At 62.4% G+C, this 13,476-nt stretch carries 17 protein-coding genes; 9 read left to right on the top strand and 8 right to left on the bottom strand.

What is annotated here, in order from left to right:
- Window positions 1-36 precede the first annotated feature (36 nt).
- A complete protein-coding gene (locus ACR64R_RS27100; RefSeq protein WP_487359295.1) occupies window positions 37-864 on the top strand; it encodes a universal stress protein in 828 nt (275 codons plus the stop codon).
- 15 nt (window positions 865-879) lie between these two features.
- Here ACR64R_RS27100 and ACR64R_RS27095 read toward each other — a convergent pair whose 3' ends face one another.
- The 3 genes from ACR64R_RS27095 to ftsH form a co-directional block, all read right to left on the bottom strand.
- Window positions 880-1,077 (bottom strand): hypothetical protein, encoded by a 198-nt coding sequence (locus tag ACR64R_RS27095; RefSeq protein ID WP_487359294.1) that lies wholly within the window; start codon window positions 1,075-1,077, stop codon window positions 880-882.
- Window positions 1,078-1,295: 218 nt separating this feature from the next.
- Window positions 1,296-1,946 carry a BON domain-containing protein gene (locus tag ACR64R_RS27090; RefSeq protein WP_487359293.1) on the bottom strand — a complete coding sequence of 217 codons (651 nt, stop codon included), beginning with the start codon at window positions 1,944-1,946 and terminating at the stop codon, window positions 1,296-1,298.
- 141 nt (window positions 1,947-2,087) lie between these two features.
- Entirely contained in the window at window positions 2,088-3,926 is a 1,839-nt protein-coding gene (gene ftsH, locus ACR64R_RS27085; RefSeq protein ID WP_487359292.1) for an ATP-dependent zinc metalloprotease FtsH, read from the bottom strand.
- A gap of 236 nt (window positions 3,927-4,162) precedes the next feature.
- On the opposite strand from ftsH, the gene ACR64R_RS27080 reads away from it, so the two are divergent.
- The 5 genes from ACR64R_RS27080 to ACR64R_RS27060 all read left to right on the top strand — a co-directional run bounded on the left by ACR64R_RS27080 (window position 4,163) and on the right by ACR64R_RS27060 (window position 7,090).
- Complete coding sequence (locus ACR64R_RS27080; RefSeq protein WP_487359291.1) at window positions 4,163-4,339, top strand: hypothetical protein; 177 nt, start codon at window positions 4,163-4,165, stop codon at window positions 4,337-4,339.
- Between the two features lie 30 nt (window positions 4,340-4,369).
- Window positions 4,370-5,677 carry an NRAMP family divalent metal transporter gene (locus ACR64R_RS27075; RefSeq protein ID WP_487359290.1) on the top strand — a complete coding sequence of 436 codons (1,308 nt, stop codon included), beginning with the start codon at window positions 4,370-4,372 and terminating at the stop codon, window positions 5,675-5,677.
- A 149-nt stretch (window positions 5,678-5,826) separates the two neighbouring features.
- Window positions 5,827-6,036, top strand: coding sequence for a ChaB family protein (locus ACR64R_RS27070; protein ID WP_487359289.1), 210 nt, complete (start codon window positions 5,827-5,829; stop codon window positions 6,034-6,036).
- 94 nt (window positions 6,037-6,130) lie between these two features.
- Window positions 6,131-6,346 carry a hypothetical protein gene (locus tag ACR64R_RS27065; RefSeq protein WP_487359288.1) on the top strand — a complete coding sequence of 72 codons (216 nt, stop codon included), beginning with the start codon at window positions 6,131-6,133 and terminating at the stop codon, window positions 6,344-6,346.
- Window positions 6,347-6,469: 123 nt separating this feature from the next.
- A complete protein-coding gene (locus ACR64R_RS27060) occupies window positions 6,470-7,090 on the top strand; it encodes a hypothetical protein (protein WP_487359287.1) in 621 nt (206 codons plus the stop codon).
- Between the two features lie 16 nt (window positions 7,091-7,106).
- On the opposite strand, the gene ACR64R_RS27055 is transcribed toward ACR64R_RS27060, so the two are convergent.
- From ACR64R_RS27055 to ACR64R_RS27045, 3 genes are read right to left on the bottom strand one after another with little or no spacing between them, the layout of a single operon-like run.
- Window positions 7,107-7,829, bottom strand: a complete 723-nt coding sequence (locus tag ACR64R_RS27055; RefSeq protein WP_487359286.1) for an ABC transporter ATP-binding protein — start codon at window positions 7,827-7,829, stop codon at window positions 7,107-7,109.
- Window positions 7,822-9,048 (bottom strand): ABC transporter permease, encoded by a 1,227-nt coding sequence (locus ACR64R_RS27050; protein WP_487359285.1) that lies wholly within the window; start codon window positions 9,046-9,048, stop codon window positions 7,822-7,824. The genes ACR64R_RS27055 and ACR64R_RS27050 overlap by 8 nt, the downstream gene beginning before the upstream one ends.
- Window positions 9,045-10,277, bottom strand: a complete 1,233-nt coding sequence (locus tag ACR64R_RS27045; RefSeq protein WP_487362559.1) for an efflux RND transporter periplasmic adaptor subunit — start codon at window positions 10,275-10,277, stop codon at window positions 9,045-9,047. Before ACR64R_RS27045 ends, ACR64R_RS27050 begins: the two co-directional genes overlap by 4 nt.
- A gap of 361 nt (window positions 10,278-10,638) precedes the next feature.
- Here ACR64R_RS27045 and ACR64R_RS27040 point away from each other — a divergent pair, with 361 nt between their 5' ends.
- Window positions 10,639-10,851 carry a hypothetical protein gene (locus tag ACR64R_RS27040; RefSeq protein WP_487359284.1) on the top strand — a complete coding sequence of 71 codons (213 nt, stop codon included), beginning with the start codon at window positions 10,639-10,641 and terminating at the stop codon, window positions 10,849-10,851.
- On the opposite strand, the gene ACR64R_RS27035 is transcribed toward ACR64R_RS27040, so the two are convergent.
- Both ACR64R_RS27035 and ACR64R_RS27030 read right to left on the bottom strand, forming a co-directional pair.
- Complete coding sequence (locus ACR64R_RS27035) at window positions 10,826-11,278, bottom strand: host attachment family protein (RefSeq protein WP_487359283.1); 453 nt, start codon at window positions 11,276-11,278, stop codon at window positions 10,826-10,828. The genes ACR64R_RS27040 and ACR64R_RS27035 overlap by 26 nt on opposite strands.
- Before the next feature lie 122 nt (window positions 11,279-11,400).
- Window positions 11,401-11,682, bottom strand: a complete 282-nt coding sequence (locus tag ACR64R_RS27030) for an ArsR/SmtB family transcription factor (protein WP_487362558.1) — start codon at window positions 11,680-11,682, stop codon at window positions 11,401-11,403.
- Between the two features lie 188 nt (window positions 11,683-11,870).
- On the opposite strand from ACR64R_RS27030, the gene ACR64R_RS27025 reads away from it, so the two are divergent.
- Window positions 11,871-13,163 (top strand): NAD(P)/FAD-dependent oxidoreductase, encoded by a 1,293-nt coding sequence (locus tag ACR64R_RS27025; RefSeq protein WP_487359282.1) that lies wholly within the window; start codon window positions 11,871-11,873, stop codon window positions 13,161-13,163.
- 26 nt (window positions 13,164-13,189) lie between these two features.
- A complete protein-coding gene (locus ACR64R_RS27020; RefSeq protein ID WP_487359281.1) occupies window positions 13,190-13,393 on the top strand; it encodes a YgaP family membrane protein in 204 nt (67 codons plus the stop codon).
- Window positions 13,394-13,476 lie beyond the last annotated feature (83 nt).

The raw sequence follows: 13,476 nt of genomic DNA, 5'->3' as shown, positions 1-13,476 counted from the left end.
AGCTCATCGAGAACGATCAAACCGGAAGCGTGTGCGATGAGCTACAAGTCAATCCTCCTGAACCTCAGTATTGACGGTCCGATCGAACCGCTCACGCGCATCGGGGTGGACCTCGCCAAGCGCTTCGACGCCCGTCTGATCGGATTCTGCGCCGCGGACGCTCCATTGCCGGTGACGATGGCGCCCGAGGGCGCGGCCATCGCCGCCGAGATATGGGAACAGTCGCGGGATGAAATCCGACGGCGCCTCCACGACCTGAAAGGCGAGTTCGGCTCTCTTGCGGGAGGAGCGGTCAAGACCGGCTGGTATGGGGAGGTCGAAAACCCGGATCATGCCCTGGCAAGGCGGGCTCGCATGGCCGACATCATCGTCACCGGCGCAGCGAAAGGCGCATCTTTCGGCGATTCCTACCGCGCGGTCGATCCAGGATCGCTGGTGTTGCGCGCGGGCCGGCCGGTCCTGGTCGCGGCTGATGGCGCCGCAAATTTGCCGGCTCGCAAGGTGGTGGTGGCCTGGAAGGACACACGCGAAGCCAGGCGCGCGGTGGCGGACGCCGTGCCGTTCATGGCCCTGGCCACCGAAGTTATCGTCGCGGCGGTCGACCGCAATCCCGACGAGTGGGTCAAGGACAGCGTCGACGACGCGGCGAGCTTCCTGGCGGGTCACGGTATCAAGGCGCGCACCGAAATCATCAAGGCGGACGATGACGAGAACAATTGTCTGGTCGACTTCTTCGCCTCGGTGAACGCCGAGCTCGTCGTGTCGGGTGCCTACGGGCACAGCCGATTGAGGGAGTGGGTGTTCGGCGGCGTTACCCGCTCGTTGCTGGACGAGGTCTGGCTAAATCGGCTGATGTCAAACTGACACTGTCATGTCGGGTCACATGCTTTCGGCAAGGCCGGTTTGCGCGGGCTGCTTGCAACGAGGTGCTTCCAGCAGATGCTCCAGTTGCTTCCATTCTTCTACAAAAAGCTTCCTCAGGACTGAGCGCTTGTCCAGATCAGTCTTCGCTTCCAGACATTTCTCGAAACGGCAAACATTCTCTTCATGCACGAACCGGTCTTGGCGCGTGGGCATTGCCGTCCTCCTGCTCCAACGGGCCGTCGTGTGGAGAATGAACAAACGACAAGACAAAGATAAGACAAAGCCTCAAGAAACGAAGTCAACCTGCCGGGCTAATGGCATGCCGGGTATCGATACGATCGCCTCGTCGAATTAAAAAGGTGCCGGTGCTGCTCGCGGGCACCGACACCTTGACGTCGACGGGTGGCAGGCGCTTTTCGCCCGCCCGGTTGTCAGCCGATGGTGATCCGGTCTTCGACCGTCTTCACGCCCGCGGCCGACCAGGCCGCGCGCTCGGCTGCCCTCCGTTCCGACCAGGCATGCACCCGGCCTTCGAGCCTGACCGCGCCGTTGTCCAGGACATCGACCTTGATCTCCTGCGCCTCGATCTCCGCATTGCGCTTCAACGCGTTCTCGATGCGCTGCTTGATGTCGTCGGTCGACGGTCGCGGCTTGATCTCGATCTGGCTGGTAACGCCGATGACGCCGGCGAGGTGACGCACGGCATCTTCCGCCGCGGTCTTCTGATATTGCCATTCGACCTTGCCGGTGAGCTTGACCCAACCATCCTGCACGCGGATCTGCACCGCTCCGTCTGGAATGGACGTGTTCCAGGCGATCGTGTGGACCGCGCGCTTGGCGATCTCGTCATCGGCGGTCCTGTGGGTGCCGAAGGGACGCACTTCCATTTCCTGGGCGATAGCTTTCACGCCCTTGAGGTCTCGCACCACGTCTTCGACCTTGAGCTTCTGAGCGTAGGTCGGGACATGGCCGGTCAGCGTCACGACGCCGCTGTCCACAGCCACGCCGATATGGGCGGCATCGATGCTGGGTTCGAAGTCCAGCTCATCGATGATGTCCTGCTTCAGGATGCCGTCACTCATTTTCCACCTCGCTGTTTCAGGGGATATTTCTTGCAACGCTGCAAGTATGGCCCGTGCGTGGCGCGGTGGCGTTGATCGCCGTCAAATACCGATCGGATTCGCAGCAGGCGTCGTCGCGGGCCGCGCGGGGCCTGCTGCTTGTCACGCCGGCACCGCGGCAGCCTTCTTGGCGGGAGGAGCAACCAAGGCCGCCCGCCGCAGCGGCGGAAAGTCGTCCGGTGTGATCGTTTCGCGTTCGAGCAGCAGGCTGGCCCCCGCCTTTAGGTCATCCATCCGGGACCTGAGCAGTTCCTGCGCCGTGGCGAAGGCTTCGTCCAGCATCTGGCGGACGGCAATATCGACCTCCCGCGCGGTGGCCTCCGAATAATCGCGCTGGCGCAGCGATCCGTCTCCCAGCCATTGCTGCTTTTGCTCCTCGAGCACGGCCTGCCCCACGGCGGAACTCATGCCGAAGCGAGTAACGCTCTGGCGCGCCACATCCGTTGCCTTGGCGAGATCATCGGCCGCGCCGGTCGAGACCTCGCCATAGACGATATCCTCCGCGGCCCTGCCCGCCAGCAGCGCGACCATCCGCTCCTTCAGCTCGCTTTCGGTGATCAGAAAGCGATCGTCGGTCGGACGCTGCATGGTGTAGCCGAGCGCGCCGATCGACCGTGGGATGATCGACACCTTGTGCACGGGGTCTGTCTTGAGGAGCGCGGCCGCGGTAAGCGCATGCCCCATCTCATGGTAGGCAACCCTCTCGCGCTCGTCCGGATTGAGCAGCCTGCTCTTGCGTTCGGAACCGGCCACGATGCGCTCCACCGCATTGGTGAAATCATCCATCGTCACCTTGTCGGCATTGCGCCGGGTGGCAAAGATCGCGGCTTCATTGACGAGATTGGCAAGGTCGGCGCCCGTGAACCCGGGCGTGATCGCCGCCACTTCATCGATATCCACGCCCGGCGCCACCGCGACGCTGCGGACATGGACCTTGAGGATAGCCACGCGTCCCTTCCGGTCAGGCCTGTCGATCACCACCTGCCGATCGAAGCGACCGGCGCGGGTGAGCGCCGGATCAAGGATTTCCGGCCGGTTGGTGGCGGCAAGAAGCACAATGCCGACGCGAGGATCGAAGCCGTCCAGCTCCGACAGGAGCTGGTTGAGCGTCTGTTCCTTCTCGTCGGCGCCGCCGTAGCCCGCGAAGGGGCTGCGCGCTCGTCCTAGCGCGTCCAGTTCGTCAATGAAGATGATGCATGGCGCGGCCTGTCTTGCCTGCTCGAACAGATCACGGACACGCGCGGCGCCCACACCGACGAACATCTCGACGAACTCGGAACCGGAGATCGAGAAGAAGGGCACGCCCGCCTCGCCGGCCACCGCGCGCGCCATCAGCGTCTTGCCGGTCCCGGGTGGCCCGACCAGCAGAATACCCTTGGGAATGCGCGCGCCAAGGCGCCCATATTTGTCCTTGTCCCTGAGGAACGAGACGATCTCCTGCAGCTCGAGCTTGGCCTCGTCGACGCCGGCGACGTCGCCGAAGGTGACGCCGGTCTGCCTCTCCACATAGACCTTGGCCTTGGACTTGCCGATGTTGATCAGGCCGCCCATTCCCTGTCGTTCGGCGAAGCCGCGGAAAAGGAACATCCAGAGCCCGAAGAAAAGCAACGCCGGCAGGATCCACGAAAGGATGCTGGTGAGCCAGTTGCTGTCGCTGCCGCCCGACACCTTCACGCCTGCCTTCTCGAAGGCTTCGGCTGAGGTCGGATCAACGCGCGCGGCGACGAAAAGGCTCTTGCCGTCCTGTGGCTCCTTGAACTGGCCCTGGATGGTCGTTTCCGTCAGCGTCACCGAGGCGATCTTGTTCTCGCCGACCAGCCTCATGACATCGCTGTAAGAGAGCTGCGCGACGTCACGCCAACCGAGCCAGAGCTGGAACAGACTGACCAGAACCAGCGCGAGAATGAAATATCCGATGTTGAAACCGTGCTTCTTGTCCATCAATGTCTCCGGCGAAAACTTGCTGTTTCAGCTTAGATCACCAGGCGTGCCAATGTGCGTTGATCGGTTCGCCTTTCGCATGGAGGCAGATGGGACACCGAAACGGACCATCATCAACCTCGCAGGGCTGGAACTTCTGCGCAGCCTATCCGCGCAGCGCCATCCAGACTTTGAGCGAAATCAAGGAGCGCCCTGTTTGTAGAGCCTACCAAGCGAAGACTGCATGCGAGTGACCTATGGACACTTCTCCGCCACACAAATCCGATCTTCTGATCGAGACCAACCGGCTGTCGAAATCCTTTGCGCGAGGCGAAAGCAGGTACGGCCTTGGCGTCGACTTCATCGTGCTTGCCGCCATCGCCGCGATGATGACCGCGATCGCGGCGCGAATCTACCCGCGCCTGACAATGTAGCCCCCAGGCTGTGACTGAAGACCCACGGCCATGAACATCGTCGACAAGAACACCAACGAAGTCTCCGTCTCCTCCGGATTGCGGGGTTTGATCGGCCGCCTGAGAGAACATCCTCTCGCTCGCGTCGGTCCGGGTCTGATCACCGGCGTGGCCGACGACGACCCGAGCGGTATCGCAACCTACTCGCAGGCAGGCGCGCATTTCGGCCTCAACATGCTTTGGACGATGCCGCTTTGCTTTCCGCTCATGGCGGCGCTCCAGTCGATGTGCGGGCGCATCGGCCGTGTCACGGGCAAGGGGCTTGCCGCGAACATAAGGGCATTCTTTCCGCCTGGCGTACTCAAATCCGTCGTCGTCCTGCTCCTGGTAGCCAACACGCTGAACATCGCCGCCGACATAGCGGCCATGGGCGAGGTCGCGGAACTTGTCACCGGCATGAACAGGCATCTGGCCACACTGTTCTTCAGCTTGGGCACATTGGTCCTGCAGGTGCTCGTTCCCTATCATCGCTATGTAAATTTCCTCAAATGGCTGACGCTTTCGCTGCTTGCCTACGCCGCCGTGCTGTTCACGGTCCACGTGCCGTGGAGCGAGGTGGCACTTCGCACCGTATGGCCCAAACTTGCGCTCAATTCCGACACCGCCATCATGGCGGTGGCGATCTTCGGCACCACGATCAGCCCCTATCTCTTTTTCTGGCAGGCATCCGAAGAGGTCGAGGAAATGAAAGGTGATGCTCCCCTTATCGAGGACCCCACCAGGTCGGGAGCGGAACTGCGGCGGTTGCGGTGGGACACCTGGAGCGGGATGTTCTATTCGGATGTGACGTCCTACTTCATCATCCTGGCAACCGCGGTGACGCTCCATGTCGCTGGTGTCACGAACATCGAAACCGCGGCGCAGGCCGCCAGCGCGCTGCAGCCGCTGGCGGGCGATTTCGCCTTCGTGCTTTTCGCGACCGGGATCATGGGCGTCGGACTGATCGGCGTGCCCGTCCTGGCGGGCTCGGCGGCATACGCGCTGGCGGAGGCCATGGGATGGCAGGAGGGCCTCGAACTCAAGGCAAGCGATGCGCGCGGCTTCTACGGCGTCATCGCCGTGAGCATCCTCGCGGCGCTGGTCATACAGTACCTTCCCATCAGCCCGATGAAGGCGCTGTTCTGGAGCGCCGTCATAAACGGAGTTGTCGCGGTGCCACTGATGGTGGTGGTCATATTGCTGGCTTCAAGCCGCTCCGTCATGGGTCCTTTTACGTCCGGACGGCCGATCGTCATTCTGGGCTGGACAGCAACGGCAGTCATGGCCGCAGCGTCGATCATGATGTTCCTGCCCGGCTGATGCATGTCGCCCGGAAGCGCGCGGCGGGTTGCGGCACCGGTGCCTCCTTGAGCGAAATCAAGGAACATCCCTTCGCCAAGCTTATTCTGGAATCGCCGTCCTTATGAGGATCGGCAATTCGTCTCGGTTGGGATTCTGGAGATGCAGTCTTGCCATACGCGTCAATCGAGGACCTGCCCCTACCAATCCGCGAACATCTCCCCCTGCATGCGAGAGAAATCTACCGGTCCGCGTTCAACAACGCCTGGGACGAATATGTCGACCGCGGCGAGAGGCGGGAGGAGATCGCCCATCGTGTCGCATGGGCCGCAGTGAAGCATCGCTACCGTAAGGCAGGAAATGCGTGGGTGCCCTTGTGAGCGACTCTTTTCGATGCATTGACCAAAATCAATTTCTTCGTCCCGAGATCGTTCATATGTCACGAAATCAGGGACTTAAGGTAACGCCACTTCCATGAAAAAAGCCGTCGCGAGGCTTGTTGACACCTGCAACGCCGAAAGAAGCAAGGAATCCGACTTTCCATCCATCTGGAGGGATGTGCTGAAGGCGCACCCATACGTGCGCGGGCAACCGGTGCAAGATATAGGAGAGAACGGTCCGCAGTTGCGGATTCCCTTGATCACCGGTCAGGTCCTCGTCTTCCTTGGCTCGCATTTCACCCTCTTGTGATCTGAACATCCAAGTCATCCTTGGATTGGCTGGAGGGTCGCCTGTCGGACTTGATGCGGATCAAGGTTGCGGCGCCCCCCTTGCTGTTCTGATGGCGACGGCAATCAACGGGAGACGCTAGAAATGGTCGGCATCACTTTGAGCCCCGAACAGATCCGAACCGCTCCACCGGCGGTCCGGCAATGGCTGGAACATGAGATCGCGCATTCGCTGGGACTTGGTCCGTCAGCGGAACCGGGTCCGCCCGATGCGCCGCATCTCGCCGCCTGCGGCCCGCAAGAGGCGATGGCGATCTATGCCTCGATCAGAAGCATGCTGCCCGTCGTCAGCGTCTTCTTCGAATTGGCTCGCGAAGGGACAGCGATCAGCGAACGGGGCCTTGTGGCCTTCCGGCTCGCCGACATGCTCCGCGACACGCGCCTGCCCGATCCGCAGCACCTCGCCACTTGCCTGGACGTGATCGACCGAGCCTTCCGCCTGGCGCGCGGCGACGATCACGCCGTGCTTTCGATCCTGGATCCCAGAGGCTACTGCATCGTCGCCGAGGCGACCCGGCGAAGCGTCCTTGCCGTATGGGAGCAGGAAATGGTCGTGCAGCAATTGCCGGATGGCGCGGAGCCTGACGGCGCCAAGGTTTCGCCAGCGGAACCCTTCTCGACTTCGGGCGCACTGCCGCCTCAATCGATCCACCTTGGCCAGCCCGTCAGCGAATCCGTTTCGCGGCCGGACGGCCAGCGAAACTAGAAGGCGGCCGCGAAAATCAACGCGATTGGGCGACACCGTTGATGGCCGGATTGCGCCGGTCGCCGGTCAGCCGGCCGTCGACCAGCTCGATGACGCGATCGCACTGGGCGGCGAGATTGTGGTTGTGAGTGACGATCAGGAAGGTCGTGTCTCGCTCTATGTTGAAGCGGCGCATCAATTCGAACACCCCCTGGGCCGAAGCCGTGTCCAGGTTCCCGGTTGGCTCGTCCGCCAGAACCAGGAGCGGATTCATGGCCAGCGCGCGCGCCACCGCGATGCGCTGCTGCTGGCCGCCCGACATGTTCAGCGCGCGGGTATCGCGCCACTTGACGAGGCCAACCTGATCCAGCAGCTCGTCGGCCCGCTCTTCCATTGCAATATCCGGCCGGCCGCGGTCGACGAGCATCGGCATGACGACATTCTCTCGGGCCGTGAAAGCCGAGATGAGGTGATGATACTGGAACACGAAGCCTATCGAGTGCCCACGCAGCCTGGTCAGCGCCGCTTCGTCGAGCGACGTCGTGTCCTTGCCGTCGATGAACAAGCGGCCAGACGTGGGGCGATCGAGCAGACCGATGATGTTGAGGAGCGTGCTCTTGCCGCAGCCCGACGGCCCCATCAGCGCGACGAATTCACCCGCCTTCATTACCAGGTCGATGCCGTGCAGTATCTCGGTCTCGACCGGGGTGCCGACGTTATAGGACTTGCGGATCCCATCGAGGACGAGAAGCTCAGCCACGGATCGCCTCCACCGGATCAAGCCTGGCGGCGCGAAGAGCCGGAACCATCCCTGCCACCACTCCGGTGACCGTGGCCAGCAGCGCCGAAAACACGAACAGGCTGGGCTCGATAACCAGCGGGAAGAGCTCGGTCCCGTTGGCCTGGCGCGCGAGGTTGTGCCATGCAAACAGCGCGATGCCCCCCAACAGGCTTCCGAGAAGCGACCCGAGAAAGCCCAGGACGCCGCCCTGGATGAGGAATATCCTCAGGATCTTGCCGCGCGAGCTGCCCATGGCTCGCAGGATGCCTATGTCCTTGGAGCGCTGAAGCACCGAAACGATCAGGACCGCGGCGATGCCAAACGCCACCGAGAGTCCGACGAAGACGCGAATGAGCAGGCTGGAGAGGGTTTGCGCCCAGATGGCCGTGAAGAACTGGGCGTTGGTGACAATCCAACTCTCGGCTTTCACCGGCAAGACGGCGCCGATATCCTGGGCGATCGTTTCTGCCGCGTAGACGTCGTCGACCGTAAGGTCGATTTCCGTGACGCCGCCGATCAGGTTCAGCAGGCTCTGCGCGGTCCGCAACTGGACGTAGGCGTTGCGCTCGTTGGCTCCCCTGTTGCCGAGGTCGAAAATTCCGCGGATGGTGAGGATGCGGCTCCCCCCTGTCCCCGTCGTGACGTTAAGCTTGTCGCCGACCGTGGCGCCGAGATCATTGGCGAGGTCGATGCCGACGAGAATGTCGTCGGTCCCCGGGCTAGGCTCGCCCGCGATGATGTAGTCAGGCAAGCGGACGATACGGAAATAGTCGTCGGGCTCTATGCCGAGAATGCCTATGCTGCGGCTGGCGTCGCCGCGCACGGCGAGCGCCGAACCCGATACGGAAGGCGTCGCGACGACGATGTCGGATCGGGCCCGCATGCTGGAGAGGATCGTCTGCCACTGGTCGAGCGACAGTATCCGCTGCGTGGGCCGCTGCACGATGGCCGCCTCGACCACCCCGTCCAGCTGCCGCAACGGGCGCGCCACCTCGTCCGGGGGCTTGAGCTGAATCTGCGGCTGCGAGGTGAGAACCCTGTTGGTGAAGTTCGCCTGGACGCTGGCGAGCAACGCCGACATGAAGACGATCACGCCCACGCCGATGGCTATGCCGCCCAGGATGAATCCCGTCTGCATACGCCCCTCGCCCAGGAAGCGCAGGGCGGCGATCCAGGCAAATGTCAGCCAGCGTCTCATGAATTTACCGGGCGGATGCGTTGGCCCGCCCTCACCCCCGCCGCGACCGGCACGACGAGCTCGCCCTGCGCCAGGCCACTCAGGATCTCGACCTGGTCGGCCGCGCGCAAGCCCAGCTGGACCGGCTGCTCGCGGGCACGGCCATCCCGGTAGACCAGAACCCAAGGCGCCCCGGAAGTGGATTCGTGGACGACACGACCGGGAACGATCAGGGTCGACGGCCTGCGGGCCACCGCGATGTCGACCGAGGTCGTCATGTCCTGGCGCAGATAGGGCGGCGGGTCCGCGACCGTGAGCTTCACCTCGACCGAGGCGCGGGTGATGTCCACGGAGGGATTGATATAGGTTAGCGTGGCGTCGAAAAGCTTGTCGGGATAGGCATCGGCGGAAGCCCGCGCAGACTGCCCCAATTCAACCAGTCCAAGGTTCTTCTCGTCGATCTGCAGCACCAGCTCTATGCTCCCGCTCGGCGCTAGAACGAGCAGCGCCATCCCCGGCTGCACCACGGTTCCACGTTCGACGCTACGCGTGATGAGAACTCCATCGCGCGGCGATCTGATCGTGGCGTAGTCGAGGCGCGCCTTGGCTGTGGCGAGATTGGCCTTGGCTTGATTGAGCGCGGTCTCAGCCATCACATAGTCGCTGCCGCCGGGCCGCGACGAGTATACCTGCAATTCGGCCGTACGAACCTGCGTTTGCGCGATGTCGAAGTTCTTGGTGGCTTCGTCCAGGGTTTGCTTGGTGCCGAACCCGGACCTGAACAGATTCTCGGCACGCTGGTAGGCGGCGCGCGCGTCGACAAGACTGGCTTCGGCCTGCTTCCGCGCCTGCTCGGCCGCCGGCAATGTAAGCTCCCGCATCTGACGAACCCGGGCTTCGGCTTCCGCCACCGCGCCCTCGGCGGCGATCGTCGCCGCATTCAGCTCACTGGGTTCGAGCTCGACAAGCGGCTGGCCCTGCTTGACGGTCTGGCCTTCGGTGACGAGGACATCCCGCACGGTGCCGGTGATCTGGCTTGCGATGTTCACACGATACGGGGATTCCACATGGCCGCTGGCGACAACCGTTTTCACCAGGTCGCCACGCACCACCGGATAAACAACCACCGCGGGGCCGATGAGCCAACGGGCAAGGAGCCATGCCGTTACGGCCACCGCGATCAATAGCGCGGCGACAAGCCATTTGTTGGCGGACACAAAGGGGAGGACGGTTCGTCTTACCCGCCCCATGGCCCGGGGGTTGAATTGCGTATTTGTCTGCAGCATCGCGATCCCGTCCAAACGATCCGCCGGATGCTAGGGCGGAGTCGCGTCCGACGTTTTGCGTCAAATCAATTGTCTTGGGGTTCGCGCCAGTAATCGCGCGTCCGGACCGCCGGCCGCCGTCGGCGTCCTGTCAGCACCGCTTGCTAGACGGCGCTTGCGACCGATCATGTTTTAAAGCAGCCGCCAGCCGTGGTCGCCGGATGATGGACGGAGCATTTCGAATGCAGTTTCTGAGAATAGGACTGGCGTTGAAACGCTGACGGTTGCGGCCCCGGCGTTCGGGGGTTCCATCATCAACGTCAAATTGTGGGACAGGAACGGCGACATGAACGCCGATGCCAAGATGGGGATGGGCATGCCGGCGAACATGAGCATGGCGATGATGAAGATTCAGCTCGACAAGAAGGTCGTGCCGGCCGGCAAGGTGACCTTCGACGTGACCAATACCTCCCCTCCAGGCATGGCGCTCAACCTGGAGGGAACCATTCGCATCCAATCGAGCGGAGCCCTCGTCAGACGGCTTCTATGGCACTCTTGATCGACATCACGGAATGCTTGACGAAGTCCTTGGCGATCTCGCCGACGAGCTTGGCGCTCAATGCCGGCTGATAGTGCCTTCTCATCTCGCCAAGCGTGCGCGGATCGGCGATCACCAATACGTGCTCGCAGGCTTTCTCGCGGGCCTGCTGGTTCAGGTAGTTCGCGATCGATGCAGCAAAGTCGTCTTCTCCCAGCCGGGAGTCGTCCGGATTGGCGGCTGAACTGCGATGCCTGCCGCCAGATCCGGCGTGAGCCACTTCAAGGACGGAATGCTCTGCTTCGATCAGCTCGAGATGAGGTTCGTGTCCCTTGTTGTGAAACAGCCGCAAGCTCTTGCCGTCGGTAACCGCGACAAGAGTGCCGTTATTCAGGATCATGTTTCTCTCCAACGCCGGATCGCCGAGCGCCGCGGCGCCACCGATCATTTCATTGCTGTTTCGAGACACGTAACCCCGGATGGAGCTGCATCGCTTTGACCTTGATCAAAGCCGGGGCAAGGCAGCAAGCCATCCCTGATGGCGGAAGATGCCGTGGTCAATCAACCAGGTTAAATCGAGCAGAAGGCGGAATGCAGCGCCTCGATGACGATGAGCACCTCCGGACGGGTTATCCGGTAGTGAACCGTTGTCCCCTCGCGGCGAGCCTCGACCAGCCCGTCAGCCCTCAGTCGCATGAGCTGTTGCGACATCGGCACCTGATCGATGTCCAGGAGTTCTCGCAGCTCAGCCACGGAGCGCTCCTCGTTGCCGAGTGCGCACAGCACGAGCAACCGCTGCGGGTGGGAGAGGCTCCGAAGCAGTTCGACAGCCTCTCCGGAGGCAGGGATCATATCCTTTACATTCATACTCTTGAATTTATAATCTTTGAATGTTAGATGCAAGCTTGCCATGCGGGCTCCATCGAAACCTCTATCCTACAATCAAGCCGGCCCGTGTGGAAATTGAGCCTGATCAATGCAGAGCGCGGCTTTCCCGCGCAGTCTGCAACGAGAGATCAAAAATAGCGGGAGGATTCATCATGTCACACATTGTCGTCCTCGGAGCAGGCCTCGGCGGCACCATCATGGCGTACGAAATGCGCGACAAGCTACGCCACGACGACCAACTGAGCGTCGTGACGCTCGGCACGACCTATTCCTTTGTCCCTTCCAACCCCTGGGTGGCCGTCGGCTGGCGGGAGCGCGGCGACGTCACCGTCGACCTGGCGGATACCTTCAAGCGGCGCGGTATCGCCCTTCGTCCCGAAGGCGCTAGGAAGGTGCATCCAAAGGAAAACCGGATCGAGCTCAATGACGGCTCCTTCGTCGACTACGACTATCTGATCATCGCGACCGGCCCCGACCTTGCCTTCGACGAGGTGCCGGGGCTCGGGCCTGCCGGCCATACACAGTCCATCTGTCATATCGACCATGCCGTCGCGACGCGCGCGCGGTTTGACGAACTGGTCCGAAAGCCCGGCCCGGTAATCGTGGGCGCGGTGCAAGGCGCGTCCTGCTACGGCCCGGCCTATGAATTCGCCTTCATCCTCGACACGGCCTTGCGCAAGGCCAAGGTGCGCGACCGTGTGCCGATGACCTTCGTGACTCCGGAGCCCTATATCGGCCATCTCGGACTCGATGGGGTCGGCGACACCAAGGGCCTGCTCGAGAGCGCCATGCGCGAACGGCACATCAAGTGGGTCACCAATGCCAAGGTGACCTCGGTCGAGGCCGATATGATGCATGTCGAGGAAGTCAACGAGGATGGAACGACCAAGGCCAGGCACGACCTTCCTTTCGCCTTCTCGATGATGCTGCCAGCCTTCCGCGGCGTGGCGGCGGTCGCCGGCGTCGAGGGCCTGGTCAATCCGCGCGGCTTTGTCACGATCGACAAGTATCAGCGCAACCAGGCTCATCCGAACGTCTTCGCTATTGGCGTCTGCGTGGCCATCCCACCGGTTGGCAAGACCCCGCTTCCCGTCGGTGTGCCGAAGACCGGGTTCATGATCGAATCGATGGTCACGGCGGCGGCGGAGAACATCAGCGCTCTGCTGCGCGGCGAGGAACCGCGAGCTGTGGCGACGTGGAACGCGGTCTGCCTTGCCGACTTCGGCGACGAGGGCATCGCCTTCGTGGCGCAGCCTCAGATTCCTCCCCGCAACGTCAACTGGTCCTCGCAGGGCAAGTGGGTACACGCGGCCAAGGTCGGCTTCGAGAAATACTTCCTGCACAAGGTCCGGCAGGGAAAGAGCGAGACCTTCTATGAGGGATTGGCGCTCGACGTGCTCGGCATCAAGAAGCTCAAGGCGATCCATATCGAGCCGGTCGAATAGGCGGCTCACTTCCAAGGAGACATGAAATGACCATCGACAAAGCCGTGCTGATGTTCGCCGGGTCCGTTGTGCTGATCTCACTCGCGCTCGGCACCTACTATTCGCCCTATTGGCTGCTGCTGACCGCCTTTGCCGGACTCAACATGGTCCAGGCCTCGATCACCGGTTTCTGCCCGGCGGCGATGGTGTTCAAGAAACTCGGCTGCAAGGCGGGCGTCGCGTTCAAGTAGCGGCGCGCCCTTCGGAACCCACCACCACGAACCAGGAGGCGTTTGCCGCGCCTCCTGGAACATTTCAACCGACCGGAAGAAGC

This window comes from Mesorhizobium sp. MC2-1-1 (assembly GCF_057597255.1).
The sequence above is the reverse complement of the archived record's forward strand: the minus strand, read 5'-3'. Positions and strand labels throughout refer to the sequence as shown.

What these genes read in the sequence shown, in the direction of transcription:
- ACR64R_RS27100 (WP_487359295.1), top strand. Translation starts at nt 37, where the DNA reads ATGAGCTACAAGTCAATCCTCCTGAACCTCAGTATTGACGGTCCGATC.
- ACR64R_RS27095 (WP_487359294.1), bottom strand. Translation starts at nt 1,077, where the DNA reads ATGCCCACGCGCCAAGACCGGTTCGTGCATGAAGAGAATGTTTGCCGT.
- ACR64R_RS27090 (WP_487359293.1), bottom strand. Translation starts at nt 1,946, where the DNA reads ATGAGTGACGGCATCCTGAAGCAGGACATCATCGATGAGCTGGACTTC.
- ftsH (WP_487359292.1), bottom strand. Translation starts at nt 3,926, where the DNA reads ATGGACAAGAAGCACGGTTTCAACATCGGATATTTCATTCTCGCGCTG.
- ACR64R_RS27080 (WP_487359291.1), top strand. Translation starts at nt 4,163, where the DNA reads ATGGACACTTCTCCGCCACACAAATCCGATCTTCTGATCGAGACCAAC.
- ACR64R_RS27075 (WP_487359290.1), top strand. Translation starts at nt 4,370, where the DNA reads ATGAACATCGTCGACAAGAACACCAACGAAGTCTCCGTCTCCTCCGGA.
- ACR64R_RS27065 (WP_487359288.1), top strand. Translation starts at nt 6,131, where the DNA reads ATGAAAAAAGCCGTCGCGAGGCTTGTTGACACCTGCAACGCCGAAAGA.
- ACR64R_RS27060 (WP_487359287.1), top strand. Translation starts at nt 6,470, where the DNA reads ATGGTCGGCATCACTTTGAGCCCCGAACAGATCCGAACCGCTCCACCG.
- ACR64R_RS27050 (WP_487359285.1), bottom strand. Translation starts at nt 9,048, where the DNA reads ATGAGACGCTGGCTGACATTTGCCTGGATCGCCGCCCTGCGCTTCCTG.
- ACR64R_RS27045 (WP_487362559.1), bottom strand. Translation starts at nt 10,277, where the DNA reads ATGGGGCGGGTAAGACGAACCGTCCTCCCCTTTGTGTCCGCCAACAAA.
- ACR64R_RS27040 (WP_487359284.1), top strand. Translation starts at nt 10,639, where the DNA reads ATGAACGCCGATGCCAAGATGGGGATGGGCATGCCGGCGAACATGAGC.
- ACR64R_RS27035 (WP_487359283.1), bottom strand. Translation starts at nt 11,278, where the DNA reads ATGATCGGTGGCGCCGCGGCGCTCGGCGATCCGGCGTTGGAGAGAAAC.
- ACR64R_RS27030 (WP_487362558.1), bottom strand. Translation starts at nt 11,682, where the DNA reads ATGATCCCTGCCTCCGGAGAGGCTGTCGAACTGCTTCGGAGCCTCTCC.
- ACR64R_RS27025 (WP_487359282.1), top strand. Translation starts at nt 11,871, where the DNA reads ATGTCACACATTGTCGTCCTCGGAGCAGGCCTCGGCGGCACCATCATG.
- ACR64R_RS27020 (WP_487359281.1), top strand. Translation starts at nt 13,190, where the DNA reads ATGACCATCGACAAAGCCGTGCTGATGTTCGCCGGGTCCGTTGTGCTG.